Genomic DNA, 20,921 nt, shown 5'->3' with positions numbered 1-20,921 from the left:
TTTTTTGGGTTGGCTGTCAACAAATGTGACCCACCACGCTCTGGGAGCTGCGCGCGGTCTTATCAAGGCAATCGGTCCGTCTCCGACGCTTCCCAAGCCGCCAACGTTTCCATGACGCCTCCGAATACTTTGGCAGCAAGATTGGCGCTGCCCTCTGGCCGGTTCTCGGCAATTACTGCAACCGCATATCGAGGTGTTGAGACTGGCCCATAACCGATGAACCACTGGTGGTTGCCGGTTCCCGCTGCGCCGGTCTGCGCCGTGCCCGACTTGCCGGCGAGCTTCCAAGCTTTACCTTGCAAGCGCTGGCCCGTGCCGGCTGTGACGACTTCTTCCATGCCTTTGCGAAGCGCAGTCGCGGTTGAAGGGGAAATTTGTCCGTATGCTGAAAGAGAGACATGACGGCCAAGCCCAGCCAGCTTTTGACCGTTGGCGTACCGGATACCAGTTACAAGCCGCGGCTCGGCAACCTTGCCGTTATGAAGCAGCGTAACGATCAGATTAGCCCCCTGCAGTGGAGTTAACAATACATCCTGTTGGCCGATGCCGGTTCTTGCCAACGCCCCGCTTGTGCGCAAATTTTGATTCGGTCCGATAGTGTCTTTGGCGAACACGCCTCCGGACTCCTCCTCCCAAAGCAACCTCAAAGGGCCCTTGAGAGCACCTTCATGATCACCTTTAGGCAAGTTCCAGCCAATTCGTCGGCCAAGTCCCAGCTTATCCGCAGTCCGCTCCAGCTGCTGTGGCTGAAGCTTTTCCGCAAGCGCAGCAAACACAATATTGCAGGATTGGGCTAAACCTTCTCGCAGCGTAATCGCCCCGTGCCCTCCCTCCTTCCAGCAAGAGAGGCCATAATGGCCATATTCTCCATCACAGTGGAAAACCTCGTCTTCATCGGCCACACCGGCCTCCAGCGCGGCTGCTTCCGTAACTAGCTTAAAGATCGATCCCGGCGTATAAGCGCGTACAGCGCGGTTGGCCGCACCATCATAGAATAGCTCTGGAGAAGCTACGTCCTTCATTACAGGCAAAGATACCGTCGCCAAAATATCCGCCGTTCTTGCATCCAATACAACAATCGCGCCTTTGCCAAGTCCCGCCGCGAGCGCCTGCCTCTCAAGCTCGGCCTGCAAAGGGAGACTAAGCGTTGTCTCCACTCTCAGAGGATACATCGGATTGGACGGACGATTCATCGTCAAGCCCAGTCCCTTCAGCGGGTTGCCTGCCGCATCCGTCCATGAGCTGGCATATACCGGCCCCGTACCTCTAAGCAACGTATCCAACGACATTTCCAGTCCACCGCCACCCGTCTTCTCGCGCAGCGTAGCTTTGCCGTTATTCAACTGCTTGTTATAATGATCAGCCATGCGCTGCGGGTTCTCGCTGATATAACCGATTGCCTGAATGTGCAGGCCGAATTCATCGGTATGAGAGCGGTAAGGCAGCACAGCGACTCCTTCGAGCTTTAAGCTGGACAGCTCCTTCAACTGAGCGGCGCTCAGTTGATGCGGCATGCTGCTGCCCGCCTCCAGCCAAAACTCGGGAGACTGAGCCCCATCCAGCTTCTGTTGCAACTGCTGACGGCTGATGCCCATAATGCGAGCCAGTGCGTTCAGATCACGGCCGCTGCCTCTCGGCTTCCCTCCTTGCGGATACGGAAAAATAGCCAGCGCCTCATAGGAGAACCCTGTGAGCGCCAAGCCATTTCGGTCTACAAAGTCTCCTCGGCCAGTATCCAGCAGTAGACGATGGCTGCGCTGTTGCACCACCGGGCGACCTATCGCGGCCTTCCCTTGATGCGCCGTCTCCCATGGCATAAACATGAGCCAAGCTAATCGAATGATAGCGGCAGTCAGGAGCACGGATACAACTGCTCCAATTATTCTCAGTCTCGTTATCCTCATGCCGCCGTTCGTCCTTTCTTCTGTTGTCCTATTTGCGCAATCTAATCTTCATTCCCAGTGTTGCCCATTCTCCCTTGGCTAACCTGAATACACAAAAAGCCCAGCCCGCTGAGCGGACCGGACTTGCTACAACGGATTCAGTTATTCATTAACGCGGAATTTGTCCAACGATTGCTGCAGCGACTTGGATACAGCTTCCAAACTGCCTGACAGAGCAACCAGGCTCTCACTCACACCTAGCTGCTCACTGCTGAGCGAAGCTACCTCCTGCGAGGTGGCGGAGGATTGCTCCGCAACTGCGCTCACGCTGCCCATCGCCGCGCCGAGCTGCTGCTGGGATTCGTCCAACATGCGAATCGATTCCCACACATTTTCCAAGCTATCGGACAATGCGCCCATACGTCCTTGAACTTCCAGGAAGATTCCATTCGCTTCCTTGACGGAGCCGATCTGCTCTTGGAAAATAGGCTGAGCCATGCCGAGTGCAACGACCGTTTCCTCAATCTCGGTCTGAATCGTATTTGTAATGCCCTCCACCAGACTAATGGATTGCCGGGATTGCTCCGCGAGCTGCCGGATTTCACCCGCTACAACCATAAATCCCTTGCCTGCTGCCCCCGCGCGTGCGGCTTCGATCGAAGCATTAAGAGACAAAATATTCGTCTGCTTAGCAACGCTACCGAGCACATCCAGAATTTTGCGGATCGAACGAGTGCTGTCCTTGAGCCGCTCTACCTTCTCCGTCATGGAGCGAATCATCAGCTCGGTTTCACCCGTTTTTTGAATCATCGCTGCCATATGTTCCGTTCCCTCACGGCTAGCCGTCTCCACCTGCTCTGCCGAAGCTCGCATCTCATCATTGGAAGTTTTGACTTTCCTCATGCCGTAATCCATATTGCCAGTCAAATCGCTTCCCCGCTCCGCTTCCATTGCTAGGCTTGTAGCCCCGCCAGCAATTTCTTCCGTAGCAACGGCTATCTCACGAGCAGCGGTAGCCGTGCGGCGAGAAGCGTCCCCGACCTGCTCCGCCGTACTTAAAACAAGCTTGGCATTGCCGCGGGTCTGCTGTACAAGCTCAGTAATACGCTCCATCATCTCATTGAAGCTGTCAGCAAGTTGACCTATTTCACTCTTGGAGCGCAGCGTTGAACGGACAGTTAAGTTGCCTTCCATCGCTTCCCCCATCAGCTTGCGGAGCTGGCGAAGAGGACGTCCAATAGTGAATATCACATAAATTCCAACAAGAATAGCTAGTAAAGCTGCGCTTCCTGAAACAAGCCATGATGCACGCGCGATTTCCTTGGCATCCTTAACGAGTTCAGCGGTTGGAAGCATCGCGACAACATTCCAGCCGCTGCTGTCGAGATGCTCATAAACAGCGAGTACTTCCCCAATACTGCTGCCTGTAACGACGCTTCCTGACCCTTCTGCACTATCCGCAGTGCCCTTGTTGCTGAGGTCAATGATGCTCAGTTGTCCTTCCTGAGCCGTATCCAGACTGTCGACCAGAATCATGCTCGCGGTATCAAGCAGCTGCACCCGACTTTTTTCGCCGAGAGAGACGCTTTTTAGCTGTTCCGAAATAACCGTTTTTTCAATCTCAATAAGCAGAATATAGGAATTGCCGCTCGAAGCAATATTGATCGCTCGGGCAAGCCCGAATGAAGCTTCACTTTTGCCCTGGAAACCATTCGGCTGAATCGGAATCCACAGAAGCTTGCCGCCGAGTTCAGTAGCCTGCTTCAGCCAAGCCGAATCCTTAACCGTGTCATATTCCAGACTACCGGTTCCCAGTATCTGAGTTGATTTCCCACCAGTCGGAATCAAATTGACATTAATAACATCTTGATTCGACAACGCCAAGCCTGACAGCCTGTCATTGATCTGCTTCTGATTATCAAACCAGGCATATTCATCCTTGCTGACGGTAGCCAGGTTATTCAAATTTTGCTGAAGCTGCTTGTCCGTAAAAAACTGCATGGAGTAATTCTCTAGGCCTTGTAGAATAAGGTCCATCTTTCCTCGCAGCTGACCTACCGTGGCAACTGTTGATTCGGTAACCTTTTTCTCGATGACATTTTTGGAAATGTTGTAGGAAAGCGTACCGACAAAGCTTACGCAAGCTAAAATGCTGATGAAAACAATTAAAAACAATCTTACACTCATTAGATTCAGCGGATTGCGAGATGCAAGCCTGGAACTAGCGGAAGAATCAATAGTCCGTTGTGGAATAGCTGGGTCCCTCTTGAGGGCTTTTTTGAACGGATTTTGCAATTGAATACACCATCCTCTATTCTTAACTCTTTGTACCTATCCATATCGGAATATGGTCGTGTGAACTTAATTCTTTATTAGAAAATAAACAAGGCGAATGTCTCTTGACATTGAACAGACAAAGTCATTGGCCCTAAGCCAAACATAAGCCAAACAAAAAACCGGACCTCAGAGGGTCCGGCTGCATGTCAATACTGTTCGGTTTGAAAACGAGCAAGCGCCAGCTGCAACGAGCGTGATACGCCTTCCAAATTGGACGAAAGTTCAACGAGACCCTGGCTTACACCCTGCTGTTCCTGCGTCAGCGATGCTACTTCCTCCGAAGTTGCCGAGGATTGCTCCGCAACTGCGCTTACGCTCGTCATCGCTCCGCTAAGCTGGGAATGGACTTCATCCAGTAGTTGAACCGCGCTACCCACACTTTGCAGGCTGTGTCCAAATTCAGCCATCCTTCCCTGCACTTCCAGGAAAATCTGGCTTGTATCCTTCACCGATTCAATCTGTTCCTGGAAAATCGGACGGGCTGCAGCGAGTGAAGCCACTGTCTCATCCATTTGCTGTTGAATGCGGCCTGTTATTTCCTCGACCATGCCGATGGACTGCTTGGATTGCTCCGCCAACTGCCGGATTTCGGCAGCGACGACCATAAAGCCCTTACCCGCAACGCCTGCACGAGCCGCCTCGATTGAAGCATTAAGCGACAAAATATTCGTCTGTTTGGCGACGCCGCCGAGGACGTCAAGAATTTTACGGATAGAACGTGTGCTTTCCTGTAGCGACTCAATCTGCTTCGCCATATTGCTCGTCATCGCTTCGGTCTGAGCCGTCTTCTGCACGAGCTGTACCATATACTCGCTGCCGAGCTTGCTAGAAGTCTCGACCTGTTGAGCCGTACCGCTCATTTGGCTGTTGCTCTGCTTCAACTGCTCCATACTGCGGCTCATGTCCATCGTCAGGTCGCTGCCCCGCTCCGCCTCCGTGGCAAGGCTTGAAGCTCCACCTGCAATCTCCTCAGAGGCTGTCGCAATCTCGCGTGCAGCTTCCGCGGTTCGTCTGGAAACTCCGCCAAGCTCCGCAGCCGTGCCAAGCACTTGCTCCGCTCCCGTACGGGCTTCGGTAACGAGCCCGGTGATCTGTTCCATCATCTCATTGAAGCTATGCTCCGTCTTACCGATGACATCGCCGCTTCTGGCTTCCGCCCGCACGGTAAGATCACCATCCTTGCCCCGCTGCATCAAGCTGCGCAACCGGTTCAGCGGCCTTCCGACAAGCCGCATCACGAACAGTCCGATCAGCACAGCCAGCACGCCCGCAATGGCGGACACGATGAAGGTCAAGCGGTAAATGGCATCCGCTGCATGCACAAGCACACTTACAGGCTGCACGCTTGATAATATCCATCCATTTGCCGGAAAGCTTTTGTAGATTACCAGCACATCGCCACCTGCATTCTCGGTAAGCAACGCACCGTCCAACTTCTCATTCATGGTACCGGTCAGCTTGACCCTCGATTCCTTGCCAATCATCCCCCTGCCGGTGCTGTCCAACAGGATCCGATCATTGCTGTCGAGTATCGAAATACTACTGCCCTCGCCAAGCTCAGCGCCTTTGATCTGATTCTGCAGAGCGCTGTCCTGGATTTCTACTAAAAGCAGATATACCGCCTCGTTGCCACCTGGCTCCTTCAGCGGACGAGCAAGTCCGATCGTCGGCTTGCCGCCGTCCTGAAATCCTAGCGGCTGCGTCGGAATCCACACTGTCTGGCTCTGAGCTTCCAAAGCTGCCTTATACCATTCCTTTTGCTCCAGCTTTGCCTTGTCCAGCTTGCCCGTGCCAATGACGGTGTCGCCAAGGCTTTCTCGAAGCGGTATCAAATTCAGATTTTCAACGCCATCCATACCGAGGACCATATTCTGCAACTTGTTGTTTAATTCACGCTGAGCTTTGAGCGCTTCTGCTTCATCAGAAGCATATAGCGTGCTGGAAATCATGTTTTGCAGAGTTGTATCCGATACAAATTGCATTGAAATATCATCGAACCGACCGAAAATAAGCTCCAATTTCTCGGATAGCTGCTTGATCGTCTGGCTCGATGATTTCGTTGCCTGCTCCTCGATAATCGACTTGGAAATCAGGTAGGAAAGCTGCCCCATGGCTAACACGCAGATCAAAATGCTGGCAAAGACCGTCAGGAAAAGCTTCATGCCAAGCGTCACTGGCTTGCGGCGCCCATCACTTCCTCCATCCGGCATAGCTTTAGAACTGCCACTATCATCCCTTCCTTTTTGTCCGTTTGCCCGACTGAGCCTCTTCCATGAATCCTTCAGGCTGGAGTAGAGTTTATTGAGCATGACGTCGCACCTCATATCATTTCAATTGGTTATTCTTTTTTTATCGGATAAACATAGAACGTCGATTATGCTTATGTCAGATAAATATTTATTCAATTTATGTAATTTTATACCATCTATAACTATAGCATTATTTCACTTTCTGACATTAAAGGACTGAAGATCACCTCCATTTTTAATAATAGAAATAAAAAAAGATCCGAGCTCGATTGAGTCGGATCGTATTATCGTTATCGGATGCGCTTGCGCATCATATCCATTGGATTGACCGGTTGCTCGGTACGCAGCACGATATGCTGCAGCGGATGCCGCGCCGCATCAAGGCTGGCTCCCTCCAAGTCATAAAGCTCGCCGACCTGCTGCTTGAAAAACGTGCCGCCAGGTCCGAAGAACTCAATCTCCTGACCCGGTTTGAAGTGATTGCGCTGTTGGATGACAGCAAGACCTGTCTCTGCGTCATACTCCAGAACGACTCCAGCAAAATCATAAGGAGCCGCCTTGTCTTCCGGCTCGTAAATATGCTCCTCCGTGCTCGGAGTATCAAAGAAAAAGCCGGTGTTCAGCGGGCGATTGGCCGCCTTGTTCACTTCATCCAGCCATTCCGGCTTCAGCTCATAACTTGCCGAATCCTCGAAGTAGGAGTCAATTGCCTGGCGGTACGCATTAACGACCGTAGCGACATAATGAAGGCTTTTCATTCGGCCCTCGATTTTGAAGCTGTCCACGCCGACCTCAATCAGCTCCGGAATATGGCGGATCATGCATAGATCCTTGGAGCCCATCGTGAATTGATTGTCTTCTTCGCCATTAACTGTATCACCATCCACGTACAGATCGTACTTCCAGCGGCAAGACTGGCAACAGCCCCCACGGTTGGAGTCCCGATCGGTAAAGTGGTTGGAAAGCACGCAGCGTCCTGAAAAAGAAGAGCACATCGCGCCGTGGATGAACGCCTCGATCTCAATATCCACATGGGACTTGATCTCAGCGATCTCCTCCAGGCTCGTCTCGCGAGCGAGCACGACGCGTGGAAGACCCTCGTCCTTCCAGAACTGCACCGTCCGCCAGTTAAGCACGGACTGCTGGGTGCTAAGATGGACTTCCAGCCCCGGCGCAACGCGCTGGGCCGTCTCCACAATCGCGGGATCGGCGGCGATAATTGCCGCGATGCCAACCTCCTCCAGCTTGCGGAGATAGGCCTCCAGCCCTTCAATGTCCTCATTATGAGCATAGATATTCGTTGCTACGAATACCTTCGCACCATAACGCTCGGCGAACTCTACCCCTTCGCGCATCTCCTCGAAGCTGAAGTTATCCGCTCCGGAGCGCAGGCCGTATTTCTGGCCGCCGATATAAACAGCATCAGCGCCGTAGTGCACGGCGAACTTCAGCTTCTCCAAATTGCCGGCCGGCGCGAGCAGCTCAGGGCGCTCTAGCCGATGCCTGTTACCCTTCAGCCCAGGATGATTCAATATCATAGCCATGTTGTTAAGTTCACCTCCTGATTGCAACTATTCAATAAACCTGTTCCTTATAGAAAAAGCCGTAGCTCAGCTCTCGTTCTGGATCTTGCACATGGCGGATGGCATTCAACCATTCGTTATTGAAGCGGTAGCCGTCTGGATCAGCAGCATAAGCATCAATTGCTGCTCGATAAGCACGCACAATCGTCTCGTTGTACTCCGGCGATTTCATCAACCCTTCGATACGCAAGCTGTCGATGTCAGCCTCCATCAGCTCATGCAAGTTCTCGATCATGCAGATGTCATCGGAGCTCATCATGTAGGTACCATAATCGTCCTGGTAGATCGGATAACGCTCATCGCGCCTCTCTGGCTCCATCAGGAACATTCCCTTGCCAAGACTGCTGTCGACGCCTTCCCGCTCCCCGCCAAGATGACCGAGATAGCTGTCCACGAGTGAGCGCTTGGAATGATAAATGTTCGTCATGCCATGCACTTGCACCTGAACTTCCAGCTCCGTCAGCCCCTTGACCTCGATGACCTGCTCCATGTTGAGCTCTCGCGCCAATACGATTCTGGAAGCGCCGCGGCGCCCCCAGTATTCAGCCTGGGCATAACTCGTCGACGTCATCTCCGCGTTCCAATGCAGCGGAACGCCGGGCGCCGCCTCACGAGCGACGATGAGCACGGACGGGTCACCGAACACGATCGCATCAACGCCGATCTGCGCCAGCTGTGCTAAATAGCCGGGCAGCGTATCAGACGTGCGATTATCCATCAAATTGTTGACAGCTGCATAGATGCGCACCTGCCGCTGCGAGCTGCGCGCGATTCCCACGGCCTGCTCCAGCTGTTCCAGCCCGAATTCTCCCGGCAGTCTGGCTCCATAACGGGATTCCCCAATAATAAAGGCATCCGCCCCGGCATCGATCAGCCGGCGCAGCTCCTCTAGGGAAGCTGCCGTTGCCAGCAGTTCCGGTTTCCTTGCCACTGTTGTTTCCTCCTTGCTGTTACTTTTCGCTTTCGCGGATATTCTTGAGATGCTGATCATACGTAACCGCGAACAGATGCTCACTCGAGCCGTCCTTCTTGGTTACATAGTAAAAGTACTCCGTGCTCTCTGGATTCAAAGCCGCCTCAATCGACTTGAGGCTCGGGCTGCTAATCGGCCCTGGCGGCAAACCGTCGCTCCGGTACGTGTTGTATGGGTCCTCGACCTCAAGATCCTTCTCGTACAGTCGCGCCTTCGGTTTGTCCAGCAAATACTGCACGGTTGCATCGATTTGCAGGCGCATCGGCTTCGCCAGGCGATTGTAGATAACGCCGGCAACGGCGGCTCGCTCCTTATCAACGACAACCTCCCGCTCCACGAGTGAAGCGACTGTCATCAACTGATGCAAGGATAGGCCGCGCTGTTCCAATGTCTCGTCAAGCTCTCCGAGCTCAGCAAGCTTGCGGTCAGTCTCGGCCAGCATCCGGTTCAGAATATCCTCCTCGGTGCTGTCCTTCTTCAGTTCATAGGTATCCGGGAATAAATACCCCTCAAGCCGATGCCTCAGTCGACTGTCATCCGGGATCGACTTCACTGCGTCGGCCTCCCAGATACGCGGCTCATCCGCCAGCTTCACGAATTGATCGCGATCGACCAATCCCTCGGCGGCAAGCTTGTCCGCGATTTGCAGCACCGTATAACCTTCCGGAATCGTGAAACGGATCGTTTCCTCTTTGACCGTTTCGCCGCTATTAAGCTTCGTTACGATAGCCTCATGCTCCATGCCCGGAGACAGCTCATAGGTGCCAGCCTTGAAGGAACTGCCCTGCTCCTTGAACTTCAGGTAATACTTAAAAATAAAAGCATTACGGATAATCCCGTCCTGTTCAAGCCGATCTGCAACCTGGATGGGAGACATCCCGCGTTCGATGACAACTTGGCGGGATTCGCCCCCCGCAGCAGGGCGCAGCCCATTCCATATATAGCCGCCTATGCCCGCTGCCGCTAGAAGCAGCAAGGTAACGAGCGACAGCAATACCCATAACGTAATCCGGCTCCTTGCCGGTCCGGAGGGCTCTTGGCCATCCAATCCGCTCTGATTGTTCCTCTGCATCTCTACCCTGTCCTCCGCTTCCGACTGTGCAATAAGCTTCCCATATTATTCACCATTATAACCTTTACAACAGTGAAAAGGGGCGGCAAAAGCCCGCCCCATACATTTTGCTATTCCTCGCTTGCTCCGTCAAACAACAACGCATCATACGTCTCGGCGGCAAGCTCCCATTCCTCATCATCCTCAATCGTCTCCAGCTGAGGTGCTCCGTCATTATCCGTGACGATGCGGAACATCTCAACCTCGCCATCCTTGCGTCCGGTCGGGGACTGAAGTGCTGCGTAGGAAGTGCCATCCAGGCTGAATTCCGCTTGAATAACAAACGGAATTTCCTGTCCCTGCTCATCCACCAGCAGCACCTCGAGGCCGTACGTTTCCTTGAGGAGAGTAATACGCTGCGGAAGTCCTGTGCTCATTAGTCCTTGTCTTCCTCCAGTTCACCAAGCAAGGTGTTGAAGGTCTCTTCGACCATGCTCCACTCTTCCTCGTCGTCGATCGTGTACAGCTTGAGGTCGTCGCCTTCTTCCTCGTAACGGAAGGCGTATACCTCGTCCTCTTCATCGTCTGATTCCTCGATGCTGAGCGGCACTACCATCATATATTTCTTGTCCGAGCCGTCGACCTCGAACTTCATGATAACTTCGAATTCTTCCTCGTTGCCGTCTTCATCCGGAATATAGATGATTTCCGGCTCTTCAAACTGCATGTCGTCATTTGCCATCGTTACCCTCACCTTTTCATCTTAGAGTCGAGATAATTTTGCAAAATAAGCGAGGCCGCCAACTTATCGACAACCTGCTTGCGTTTCTTGCGGCTGACATCCGCCTCGATCAGTGTCCGTTCAGCGGATACCGTCGTAAGTCTTTCGTCCCATAGGTGTACAGGTAAGTTGACTAATTGCCGAAGCTCCTCGGCAAATGCGATGCAAATTTCGCCACGCGGACCGATGGTGCCGTTCATATTCTTCGGCAGTCCGACAACGATCTCAGTGACCTCATGCTCGATTACAAGCTGAGCAAGCCGCTGCAGCTCGCTGCCGTCCCTGCGCTGCAACACTTCCAATCCCTGGGCTGTCCAGCCCATGGGATCGCTGAGGGCAACGCCGATGCGGCGGTCACCGTAATCCAAGCCCAAAATTCTAATCAGTGGTCATTCTCCTGTTCATGCCCGAATCAGCGGTGATTGGCAAGATAGGAGCGCACCAATTCCTCAATGAGCTCGTCTCGTTCCTTCTTGCGAATCAGGCTTCTTGCGTTGTTGTGCCTCGGGATGTAAGCGGGGTCTCCGGATAGCAGATACCCGACAATCTGGTTGATCGGATTGTAGTCCTTGTCGACCAGCGCGTCATACACCGTCAGCAGAATCTCCTTGGAGGAAGCCTCAGGACCGTCTGCAACCACGTCAAACTTCATTGTCTTGTCCATGGAGCTCACCGAAAGCACCTCGCTTTCCTCTGGCCCGAATGAGTGGGCACATTTAAAGATACGTCTTAACTATATCACATCTGCCCTGGCAAGAACCAGTTCTTCGACAAGTTTGAGCGCTTCTTCGAGCTTAGACGGGTCCTTGCCTCCCGCTTGAGCCATATCCGGTCGACCGCCGCCGCCGCCGCCGCAAACTGCTGCCGCTTCCTTGATGATCTTCCCGGCATGGATTCCTTTTTTGACGAGCTCCTGCGGCACGGAAACGACAAGGTTCACCTTGCCTTCAGCAGGAGCGCCGAGCGCGATAACCGCAGCCGGCAGCTTGAGACGCAGCTCATCGGCAATGCCGCGCAGCGCGTCCATCGATGGAGCGCTGACCTTAGCTGCCAGAACGCTGAGTTCGCCGGCAGTTTTGACGCCGCTCTCCAGGTTGCCTGCTTCGATGCGAGCCAGCTTGCCCTGCAAAGAGTCATTCTCACGCTGCAGCTCTTTGACCTGGCCGAGCAAAGCTTCCAGGCGACGCGGCAATTCAGCGACGCCAGCCTTGAGCAGAGCTGCTGCCTGCTGGAGCAGCTCCAGCCGTTCCTCGGTGAAGGCATAGGCATTTTTGCCGGTAACAGCCTCGATGCGGCGTACGCCAGAGCCGATGCCTGTTTCGCCGGTAATTTTGAACAAACCAATCCCAGCCGTATTTTCGACATGGCAGCCACCGCACAGCTCGACGCTATACTCGCCCACCTGCACGACACGCACGATATCGCCGTACTTCTCGCCGAACAAAGCCATTGCGCCCATCGCTTTGGCTTCAGCAATTGGCTTGCTTTCGATGACCACTGGCGTGCCATTCCAAATCTGCTCGTTGACGCGGCGTTCGATATCCGTCAGCTCTTCAGGCGAGATGGCGCCGATATGCGAGAAGTCAAAGCGCAGACGCTCCGCCTCTACGAGCGAGCCAGCCTGATTAACATGGGAACCGAGCACTTCCTTGAGCGCTTTGTGCAGAAGATGCGTCGCAGTGTGGTTTTTGACCGTGTCGCTGCGGGAAGAGCGGGATACTTCAGCGGATACTCCACCGCCTTTATGCAACGTGCCTTCCACGACAAGCGCATGATGCACGGGCTGACCATGCGGAGCCTTGGTCACATCTTCGACCTCAAGCTTCAGCCCTGGCGCGCTGATGATGCCCTTATCGCCGATCTGACCGCCACTTTCTGCATAAAATGGTGTACGATCCAGTACCACAAGAACACGGCTGCCTTCTCCGGCGATGTCCGCCAGTTCACCGTCCACGAAAATACCGGTTACGACAGCGTCGCTGACAAGATTCGAGTAACCGATAAACTGGCTCGGCTCCGTAAAGCCGGAAAGCGCTCCGCCTTGAATGCCCATTCCGCCTGATTCCTGGCGGGCTGCACGAGCACGGTTGCGCTGAGCTTCCATAGCATTGTCGAAGCCGCCGCGGTCCACGCTCAGTCCGTTCTCGCCGGCATAGTCCTCCGTCAGGTCGAACGGGAATCCGAATGTATCGTACAGCTTGAACGCATCCGCGCCGCTAATCTCGCTGTGGCCGTTCGCCTTCGCTGTGCGGGCAAGCTGCTCAAGCAAACCAAGGCCGCCTTCCAACGTACGGTGGAACTGCTCCTCCTCGCTGCGGATAGCCTTCTCAATGAACTCGCGTTTGTCCACAACTTCCGGATAGTACACACCCATGATGTCACCGACCGTGCCAGTCAGTTGGTACAGGAACGGACGATCAATGCCGAGCGTTTTGCCGTAGCGTACAGCACGACGCAACAGGCGGCGAATAACGTAGCCGCGACCTTCGTTGGAAGGCAGCACGCCATCACCGGCGGCGAATATGACCGTGCGAACGTGATCGGCGATAACCTTTAGAGCGACGTCCGTATCCGTGTTCTCTCCGTATTTAACACCAGCAATTTCAGCGGATTTCGCGATGATCGGTACGAACAGATCCGTATCGAAGTTGGAGTCAACATCCTGCAGGATGGAAGCGAAGCGCTCCAAACCGGCGCCGGTATCAATGTTTTTGTTCGGCAGCGGTGTGTAGCTGCCGTCTTTGTTCAAGTTGTACTGGGTGAAAACAAGGTTCCATACTTCCAGGTAACGCTCATTTTCGCCGCCCGGGTACAGCTCAGGATCGGAGGGGGCATTGCCATATTTTTCGCCGCGGTCGTAAAAAATTTCTGTACAAGGGCCGCAAGGGCCTTCGCCGATTTCCCAGAAGTTGCCGTCCAGCTTGATGATGCGCTCGGCAGGGATGCCAACCGTTTCGTTCCATAGCTTGTACGCTTCCTCGTCTTCCGGATGCACGGTGACGCTCAGGCGCTCCGGATCAAAGCCGATGTAGTCTTTAGAGGTGAGGAATTCCCAGGACCAGACGATAACCTCGTTTTTGAAGTAATCACCGATGGAGAAATTGCCCAGCATCTCGAAAAACGTCTGATGGCGACGCGTTTTGCCAACGTTCTCGATGTCATTGGTACGAATGCACTTCTGGGCATTCGTAATACGTGGGTTTTCCGGGATTTGACGGCCGTCCAGATATGGCTTAAGCGGTGCGATTCCGGCATTGATCCAGAGCAGGGATGGATCGTTGTGAGGTACAAGCGATGCGCTCGGCTCTACTTTATGTCCTTTGCTTTCAAAGAATTTCAGCCACTTGGAGCGGATTTCTGCTGCTTTCATGATTGGATTCCAGCCTTCCTTGAGTTTAATAGGAGTTGAATTAGAAACACAAAAAACGCCCCTGTCAATTGACAGGGACGATTGATATCGCGGTACCACCCTGGTTACTGCCCGGCTTCGCATGGAAGCATGGGGGCAATCTCCTCTTCGCGGACGATAACGGGTCCTGCAGCCGGTGGAGTTGGTCCACACTCTGAGATCAGCTTCGGTGCACTCTTCGGCATGGGGATTCTTGCAGCCAACCGCCAGCGAAATATCGCGCGGGAGGAATCCTCTCTCTGCTTGCCGGGCTGCGCCCTACTAACATCTCATCAACGCTGTTCATATATGTGCAAAATTATAGGTTAACGGCACTCCGTTGTCAATTTGCCGCCCATCTTAGTGGATAGGGACTGTCTTATTTGCAGGAATATGTTTAAAATAGGGAGAGATATAATGGCCAAATAGGAGCAGTTAACAATGATTAAATCCAAACGAATTCAACAAATGAAGGAATATGTCTATCAGCATGAATCTGTTTCCCTGGATGAGTTGATGGATCATTTTCAAGTATCCAAAAATACCGTCCGTCGGGACGTTCAGGAACTGGTTGATTCCGGCATTCTAAAAAAAGTGTACGGAGGCGTCTCGGTCAATCATTCTACGCTGATCAAGTTCAATGAAAGAAAAGATCTCTATTTGGGCAAAAAACAGTTGATCGGCCAATTGGCCGCCACCTGCGTTGAGGACGGTGACGTGCTGTTTGTCGATTCCGGCACAACAACGCTGGAAATGCTGCCTTACCTTGCCCACAGACATCTGACGATCGTCACTAACAATTTTGATTTTATCCACGATGCCAGAGCCTACTCTGGGTTGACCCTGTTTTCCACAGGCGGCATGCTGGAGCGCAATACAAATTCATTCGTCGGATACCAAAGCTTGGAGCTGCTGCAGAAATACAACATTACTAAAGCCTTCCTGGCTTCTACAGGTATTTCCATTGCCAATGGCGTCACCAATTCATCCCCGATGGAAACCGAAATTAAAAGCATGGTCGCCAAAAAAAGCTTGAGCACTTACTTAATGATCGACGACAGTAAATTCGATCAGTATTCACTCACTACTTATTGCCAGCTGAGCGATCTCAGCTGCATTGTGACGAACAGCAAACCTCCCGAAGCCTACGAAAACTATGCAAGCGAGCATGAGATCAGGCTACTTTATCCCTAGCAAAAAGCCCTCCCGAAGAAATCGTCGTCGGAAGGGCTTTGCTGTTGCTGTTAATAGGATTTCGCTCCTTGCAGTTTACTCATTCTGCTCTCATGAGCTTGCCGGATGCTTTCGCTTTCCGAAACCTCGGCAACCCCGACATTCCACCAGCCTCCGTAACCATCCGTCATCGTTTTAGGCAGCACCTTGATGTCGATCAGGGTGGAACGGCTCTGTTGCTTAGCATCCGCCAAAGCTTCCCGTAGTTGATCCAGCGTATTGACACGATACGCCTTGGCACCGTAACCTTCAGCGACCTTAGCGTAATCAATGTTCATAATCTGTTTTTCATCATTGCGGAATTCGCAGAAATAGCTGCCCCCGCCATTGCCCATCTGCAAGTTATTAATGCAGCCAAAGCCCGAATTATCGAATAACAGCACATTAATTTTATGGTTGTACTGCAGAGCTGTGATCAACTCGGAATGCAGCATCAGGAAGCTGCCGTCGCCAACGATGGAATATACCTCGCAGTCCGGCTTGGCCAGCTTAACGCCTAATGCGCCGGATATTTCATAACCCATGCAGGAGTATCCATATTCAACATGATACGTATCTGGTTCACTCGCGCTCCAGGCTCGTTGCAGATCGCCGGGCAAAGAACCCGCTGCGCCAACGATAATGCTGTCCGGGGCCAGCGCCTCGTTGATAGCCAGCAGCGCCGACGACTGGGGCAGCTCTGTACCAAGCGCGTCCGCGTATTCATTTAGCTGCTCCTGCGTAAAATGCCCTTTAACCTCAGGATCAAAGCCTTCCCGCGCAAAAACGATTCCGGCCAGACGCTCTCTTTCTCCATCCCATTCCCGCTTCAGTTGTCCGATTCGCTCTCCGAATTCAGTCCGATACCCTTCGAGCATTCCGTGAAGCCGGGATAGAGCTGTTTTGGCATCGGCCACAACTTGCAACGCATCTAGCTTGTAAGCATGTAGTCGACTGACGTTGATATTCAGAAAGGCGGTGTTTTCAAAATCGAAAGCCGTTTTGGACGATGTTGTAAAGTCGCTGTAACGGGTGCCAATACCGATAATCAAATCCGCTTCCTGCGCTGCTTTATTCGCTGACGATGTTCCGGTCAACCCCATGCCGCCCAGATTGTTGGCAAAAGTGGACTCTACCGCCGACTTGCCCGCCTGAGTCTCCACAATCGGAATATCATAAGCGCTCGAAAACGCCATTAGCTCTTCCCGTGCCCCGGAATATCGTACGCCGCCGCCAGCGATGATGAGCGGACGACGACTGCGGCGGATCAGCTCCGTCGCAGCGAGCAGCTCGCGCTCGCTTGGCGCCAGACGATCCATATAGTGAACGCGTTTGCTGAAAAACGCTTCATCGTAATCGAACGCTTCCCCCGCTGTATCTTGGCAGATACAGATAGTCACCGGGCCGCAGCGGGCCGGATCGGTCAAGACCTCAAAAGCGCGCAGCAGGCTGCTCATCAGCTGCTCTGGCCGCGTAATCCGGTCCCAGTAGCGGGAAACCGGCTTCAGCGCGTCATTCGTCGTCACTGCGATGCTGTATTCCTGCTCGAGCTGCTGCAGCACCGGGTCCGGCTGACGCGTTGCAAACGTATCTCCCGGCAGGAACAACACCGGCAGCTGATTGGCAAACGCAGTTGCCGCCGCCGTCACCACGTTGGCCGAGCCTGGGCCCGCCGAGGTGGAAACGGCCATTATTTTCCGGCGGCGCTTTTCTTTACTGAAGGCGATTGCCGCATGCGCCATGCCCTGCTCATTTTTTCCCTGGAACACTTTCAAATGCCCAGAATCCTGCTCCAGAGCCTGCCCGATCCCGAGCACATTGCCATGTCCAAACACGGTGAATATGCCCTCAACAAAAGCGGATTCCTCACCATCGACATGAATGTATTGCTGGTTCAGGAATTTAATGAGAGCCTGTGAAGTTGTTAATCGGATTGTACCGGCCATAACCTACTCCTTTCCGGTGAGAGAGCTCTGGGCGTCTGTCGCAGCAGCCTCTTGAGCGGCGATCAGCGCTTCGATATCTGCGACTCCCGGCATCGCGGCCGAGGAGCTGTGTTTGCTCACTACGATTGCGGCCGCAGCGCTGCCGAACTGTAGCGCCGCCGTTATTCCCATATCGTTGATCAGCGCGTACAGGAATGCAGCGGCATAGGAATCTCCAGCGCCAAATGTTTTCAGCACCTGAGCTTTGTAAGCTCGCCCGCGATAAACCTCTCCAGTACGAGCATAAGCGTAGGAACCGTCGACGCCATGTTTGATCACGACAAGCTGCGGCTGATGGCGGAACAACTGCTGAATCGTATCTTCGTTTGAGCCGCCGATGTGGTTTTCGAGTTTATCGAACTCATCTCTCGTGCCGATGACGATATCCGACAGCTCCGCGACGAGTGAATAATAAAGGGCCGTTTCTTCGGGACTAGCCCATGTATAAGGACGATAATCAAGCTCAAACACCACTTTGACGCCGTTACGCCTCGCAATTTGCAAAGCTTTGAGCACCGCTTCGCGGGATGGGCTGCGTGACAGACCTGTACCAGATACGAGCAGGATGCCAGCCTGGCGGATATAATTCTCATCCACTTCCTCCGGGCGAAGGAACAGATCGGCAGCCTCATCACGGTACATCATAATGCTGCATTCATCCGGGCTAATAATTTCTGTAAAAGCCAGCCCCGTCTTGCGACCCTCGCGATCCACCGTCAAGCCGGATGTGTCCACGCCCGCCTCACTCATGTAACGGCTGATAAATCTGCCATGCTGGTCATCCGCAAGCTTGCCGATAAAACCAGCCCTGAGCCCTAATCGGGCCAGCCCGATGGCGATATTGGCCGGTGATCCTCCTACATATTTGGAGAAGGTCAACGTATCTTCCATCGGACGATTGTACTCCACCGCATTCAAGTCGATGCAGGCCCTTCCGATTGCTATCAGGTCAAGACTCATGTCCGGGATCCGCTCCTCTGCGATTTCATTCGTTCACCCTGTTTAATCCCGCTGCAAAATCCATTGGAATGCCGGGTCATTATAAAACTTCCAAATTCGGCGCGGCCCCGCCATGACGTTCAAATAATAAGAGGAAAAACCGTCCGGCACCCCTACAGGATGATAACCGGCTGGAACAAGCACCATATCACCGTTGCACACGCTCATCGTCTGGTCAATTGAGCGATCGTCGGTATAAACCCTCTGAAACACGAAGCCTTGCGGCGGATTCAGCTCATGATAATAGATTTCCTCCAGCAGCGATTCTTGCGGAAGCAAGTCGCGATCATGCTTGTGAGGCGGATAGCTGGAAAAATTGCCGCCAGCCGTATAAACCTCGACCACGAGCAAGCTGCTCGCCGTATCGTCGCTGTCCGGCAGAATATTGTGTACCGTACGCTGATTCTGGTATTTGCCGCGATGCTCCACGCCAACCTCGTCAGCCTTGATCCAGCGCGTCGGCAGCTGTTTCAACGAAGGGGCGTAACAGAGCGCCACCCTCGCTTTATCAATAGCTGTCACAAGCAGCTGCTTACCTGCGGATAGAAAAACGCTGTCGGTCGGCTTTTGCTCAAACACGCTTTGGCGCGTACCAAGAGCTGCAAAATGCTGCTCTCCATCGCTGACGTCGATACGCCCCGCGACCGCTACAACACAGCACTCGTCCCGCTCTAGCAACTCCGAGTATTGTGCTCCCGGCTCAATCTCAACGATGCGCATACCGGTGTATTGTAGAAGCGATCCGTCCCGATGGAGCGATTCCTGCACAATGACATATCCTTCGCCGCTCACTTGCTGCGGCTTGAGATGCAGGTTGATCGACACTAGCGATCGCCTCCTTCAGCCTCGTCGAAAGAAGGTTCTGGGTAACGCGCCGTGACGACTTTTTTGCGAGTGTAAAAATCGATGCTGTCTTTGCCGTTGGCATGCAGCGTACCAAAGAAGGATGCTTTCCAGCCCGAGAATGGGAAAAAGGCCATTGGCGCCGGGACGCCCAAATTAATGCCAAGCATGCCCGCATCGATATTTTCCCGGAAGTAACGGATCGAGGCTGCATTACTCGTAAACAGACAAGCTCCGTTAGCGAACTCGGAACGGTTGGCAATGGCGATGCCTTCCTTCAGGTTTTTGACCCGGATGACAGACAACACCGGAGCAAAAAGCTCATCCTTCCAGATCGTCATTTCCGGCGATACATCCTCAAAAATGGTCGGTCCGATGAAATAGCCGTCCCCGCTCATCCGCTCGCGTCCGTCGATGAGCAGCTTGGCTCCTTCTTGGATTCCCTTTTCGATGTAACGAATGGTGCGCTGCTTATTGTCCTCACGGATAACCGGTCCCAGGAAAACGCCGTCATCCATGCCGTTACCGATCGTCACGCTTGCTGTTTTTTCCTTCAAGCGACTGATAAAGGCATCGGCGATTCCCTCTTCAACCGTTACGACGGCGCAAGCCATGCAGCGCTCTCCAGCAGAGCCGAATGCAGCGGAAACAATATTCGTGACCGTATCTTCGAGATGGGCGTCATTCAGCACAATCGTATGGTTTTTCGCACCCGTAAGCGCCTGAACCCGCTTCAGGTTCTCGCTGCCTTTTTTGAACACATACTCACCGACTGGCTTCGATCCCACAAATGAAATCGCCTTGATCTCGGGATGCTCTAACAAGCCGTTGACGACATCATGCGCTCCATACAGAACATTAAACACGCCAGCCGGCAAACCTGCCTCGGTTAATAGATCAGCCAACTTGCCAATCAACAGCGGTGTGCGCTCGGAAGGTTTGAGAATAAAAGAGTTACCCATGGCAATGGCCATTGGGAACATCCAGCAAGGAACCATCATTGGGAAGTTGAACGGTGCGATGCCACCCACAACGCCAAGCGGATAGCGATAGTTGGTCGCCTCCACATCTGTAGCAATAGATGAAAGCGAGTCGCCCATCATGAGAGAAGGAGCGCCTGCAGCAAACTCGACGTTTTCAATGCCACGCTGTACCTCTCCTGCCGCCTCGACCAGATTTTTGCCGTTCTCCAGCGTAATCAGTCTCGCCAACTCATCCTTGTCTCGCAGCAATAACTGCTGGAAAGCGAACAAAACGCGAGCTCGGCGCGGCACTGGTACCCGTCTCCATTGCTCAAAGGCTGCCGAAGCGACGCGAACCGCTTCTTCCACATCCTCGCGGGTAGACAGCGGTACTTGGCAAAGCAGCTCCCCCGTCGCCGGATTGTAAACGTCTTCAAAGTTGTCAGCGTGGCCCTCTACCCATGCCCCACCGATGTAATTGCCCAGCTTCTTAATCGTTCCCATGATAGGCCCCTCTCTCAATGCGGAAGTTGTCGATCCATCGAATGTTCAAGCGTATGAGTATATATTGGTTATGTCTTAATCTTATGCCTTTCCTATTCGACCGTCAATAACGAAATAAACCTCATCTTTTTGAGCTAAAAAAGTTAACTGTTGATTAACTTTTGATAATAA

Annotated in this window: 16 protein-coding genes; 1 reads left to right on the top strand and 15 read right to left on the bottom strand. The window is 53.2% G+C overall.

Annotated elements, in window-relative coordinates; translation table 11 throughout:
* Window positions 1–62: 62 nt before the first annotated feature.
* From CGZ75_RS01405 to alaS, 11 genes are all read right to left on the bottom strand, one after another.
* Entirely contained in the window at window positions 63–1,904 is a 1,842-nt protein-coding gene (locus CGZ75_RS01405) for a peptidoglycan D,D-transpeptidase FtsI family protein (protein WP_089522464.1), read from the bottom strand.
* A gap of 141 nt (window positions 1,905–2,045) precedes the next feature.
* Complete coding sequence (locus CGZ75_RS01400) at window positions 2,046–4,058, bottom strand: methyl-accepting chemotaxis protein (protein ID WP_176444634.1); 2,013 nt, start codon at window positions 4,056–4,058, stop codon at window positions 2,046–2,048.
* A 308-nt stretch (window positions 4,059–4,366) separates the two neighbouring features.
* Window positions 4,367–6,529, bottom strand: a complete 2,163-nt coding sequence (locus CGZ75_RS01395; RefSeq protein WP_176444633.1) for a methyl-accepting chemotaxis protein — start codon at window positions 6,527–6,529, stop codon at window positions 4,367–4,369.
* Window positions 6,530–6,759: 230 nt separating this feature from the next.
* On the bottom strand, window positions 6,760–8,013 hold the full coding sequence (locus CGZ75_RS01390) for a peptidase U32 family protein (protein ID WP_425436411.1): 1,254 nt from the start codon (window positions 8,011–8,013) through the stop codon (window positions 6,760–6,762).
* 31 nt (window positions 8,014–8,044) lie between these two features.
* The gene (locus CGZ75_RS01385; protein ID WP_089522459.1) at window positions 8,045–8,983 is read right to left on the bottom strand and encodes a peptidase U32 family protein; all 939 of its coding nucleotides are present in this window, start codon (window positions 8,981–8,983) and stop codon (window positions 8,045–8,047) included.
* A 19-nt stretch (window positions 8,984–9,002) separates the two neighbouring features.
* Window positions 9,003–10,097 carry an endolytic transglycosylase MltG gene (gene mltG / locus CGZ75_RS01380; RefSeq protein WP_089522457.1) on the bottom strand — a complete coding sequence of 365 codons (1,095 nt, stop codon included), beginning with the start codon at window positions 10,095–10,097 and terminating at the stop codon, window positions 9,003–9,005.
* A 110-nt stretch (window positions 10,098–10,207) separates the two neighbouring features.
* Window positions 10,208–10,513 (bottom strand): DUF1292 domain-containing protein, encoded by a 306-nt coding sequence (locus CGZ75_RS01375; protein ID WP_089522455.1) that lies wholly within the window; start codon window positions 10,511–10,513, stop codon window positions 10,208–10,210.
* Window positions 10,513–10,818, bottom strand: coding sequence for a DUF1292 domain-containing protein (locus CGZ75_RS01370; RefSeq protein ID WP_089522453.1), 306 nt, complete (start codon window positions 10,816–10,818; stop codon window positions 10,513–10,515). The genes CGZ75_RS01375 and CGZ75_RS01370 overlap by 1 nt, the downstream gene beginning before the upstream one ends.
* Before the next feature lie 8 nt (window positions 10,819–10,826).
* Window positions 10,827–11,240: a Holliday junction resolvase RuvX gene (ruvX, locus tag CGZ75_RS01365; RefSeq protein WP_089522451.1), complete on the bottom strand. Its 414-nt coding sequence runs from the start codon at window positions 11,238–11,240 to the stop codon at window positions 10,827–10,829.
* A gap of 29 nt (window positions 11,241–11,269) precedes the next feature.
* The gene (locus CGZ75_RS01360; protein ID WP_089524495.1) at window positions 11,270–11,530 is read right to left on the bottom strand and encodes an IreB family regulatory phosphoprotein; all 261 of its coding nucleotides are present in this window, start codon (window positions 11,528–11,530) and stop codon (window positions 11,270–11,272) included.
* Between the two features lie 60 nt (window positions 11,531–11,590).
* Window positions 11,591–14,227, bottom strand: coding sequence for an alanine--tRNA ligase (gene alaS, locus CGZ75_RS01355; RefSeq protein WP_089522449.1), 2,637 nt, complete (start codon window positions 14,225–14,227; stop codon window positions 11,591–11,593).
* 459 nt (window positions 14,228–14,686) lie between these two features.
* Between alaS and CGZ75_RS01350 the strand changes: the two genes are divergently transcribed.
* Window positions 14,687–15,439: a DeoR/GlpR family DNA-binding transcription regulator gene (locus tag CGZ75_RS01350; RefSeq protein WP_089522447.1), complete on the top strand. Its 753-nt coding sequence runs from the start codon at window positions 14,687–14,689 to the stop codon at window positions 15,437–15,439.
* A gap of 50 nt (window positions 15,440–15,489) precedes the next feature.
* Here CGZ75_RS01350 and iolD read toward each other — a convergent pair whose 3' ends face one another.
* From iolD to CGZ75_RS01330, 4 genes are read right to left on the bottom strand one after another with little or no spacing between them, the layout of a single operon-like run.
* Window positions 15,490–17,403: a 3D-(3,5/4)-trihydroxycyclohexane-1,2-dione acylhydrolase (decyclizing) gene (iolD, locus tag CGZ75_RS01345; protein WP_089522445.1), complete on the bottom strand. Its 1,914-nt coding sequence runs from the start codon at window positions 17,401–17,403 to the stop codon at window positions 15,490–15,492.
* 3 nt (window positions 17,404–17,406) lie between these two features.
* The gene (gene iolC / locus CGZ75_RS01340; protein ID WP_089522442.1) at window positions 17,407–18,402 is read right to left on the bottom strand and encodes a 5-dehydro-2-deoxygluconokinase; all 996 of its coding nucleotides are present in this window, start codon (window positions 18,400–18,402) and stop codon (window positions 17,407–17,409) included.
* A gap of 42 nt (window positions 18,403–18,444) precedes the next feature.
* Window positions 18,445–19,266: a 5-deoxy-glucuronate isomerase gene (gene iolB, locus CGZ75_RS01335; protein ID WP_425436409.1), complete on the bottom strand. Its 822-nt coding sequence runs from the start codon at window positions 19,264–19,266 to the stop codon at window positions 18,445–18,447.
* The gene (locus tag CGZ75_RS01330; RefSeq protein WP_089522440.1) at window positions 19,266–20,750 is read right to left on the bottom strand and encodes a CoA-acylating methylmalonate-semialdehyde dehydrogenase; all 1,485 of its coding nucleotides are present in this window, start codon (window positions 20,748–20,750) and stop codon (window positions 19,266–19,268) included. The genes iolB and CGZ75_RS01330 overlap by 1 nt, the downstream gene beginning before the upstream one ends.
* Between the last annotated feature and the right edge of the window lie 171 nt (window positions 20,751–20,921).

This window comes from Paenibacillus herberti, assembly GCF_002233675.1.
GTDB classification, from domain to species: Bacteria; Bacillota; Bacilli; order Paenibacillales; family Paenibacillaceae; genus Paenibacillus_O; species Paenibacillus_O herberti.
The sequence above is the reverse complement of the archived record's forward strand: the minus strand, read 5'-3'. Positions and strand labels throughout refer to the sequence as shown.

Bases quoted from the DNA above. Each gene is read 5' to 3' on its own strand.
- CGZ75_RS01395 (WP_176444633.1), bottom strand. From the start codon at position 6,529: ATGCTCAATAAACTCTACTCCAGCCTGAAGGATTCATGGAAGAGGCTC.
- alaS (WP_089522449.1), bottom strand. From the start codon at position 14,227: ATGAAAGCAGCAGAAATCCGCTCCAAGTGGCTGAAATTCTTTGAAAGC.
- CGZ75_RS01390 (WP_425436411.1), bottom strand. From the start codon at position 8,013: ATGGCTATGATATTGAATCATCCTGGGCTGAAGGGTAACAGGCATCGG.
- iolC (WP_089522442.1), bottom strand. From the start codon at position 18,402: ATGAGTCTTGACCTGATAGCAATCGGAAGGGCCTGCATCGACTTGAAT.
- CGZ75_RS01405 (WP_089522464.1), bottom strand. From the start codon at position 1,904: ATGAGGATAACGAGACTGAGAATAATTGGAGCAGTTGTATCCGTGCTC.
- CGZ75_RS01375 (WP_089522455.1), bottom strand. From the start codon at position 10,513: ATGAGCACAGGACTTCCGCAGCGTATTACTCTCCTCAAGGAAACGTAC.
- CGZ75_RS01350 (WP_089522447.1), top strand. From the start codon at position 14,687: ATGATTAAATCCAAACGAATTCAACAAATGAAGGAATATGTCTATCAG.
- CGZ75_RS01370 (WP_089522453.1), bottom strand. From the start codon at position 10,818: ATGGCAAATGACGACATGCAGTTTGAAGAGCCGGAAATCATCTATATT.
- CGZ75_RS01330 (WP_089522440.1), bottom strand. From the start codon at position 20,750: ATGGGAACGATTAAGAAGCTGGGCAATTACATCGGTGGGGCATGGGTA.
- iolD (WP_089522445.1), bottom strand. From the start codon at position 17,403: ATGGCCGGTACAATCCGATTAACAACTTCACAGGCTCTCATTAAATTC.
- mltG (WP_089522457.1), bottom strand. From the start codon at position 10,097: ATGCAGAGGAACAATCAGAGCGGATTGGATGGCCAAGAGCCCTCCGGA.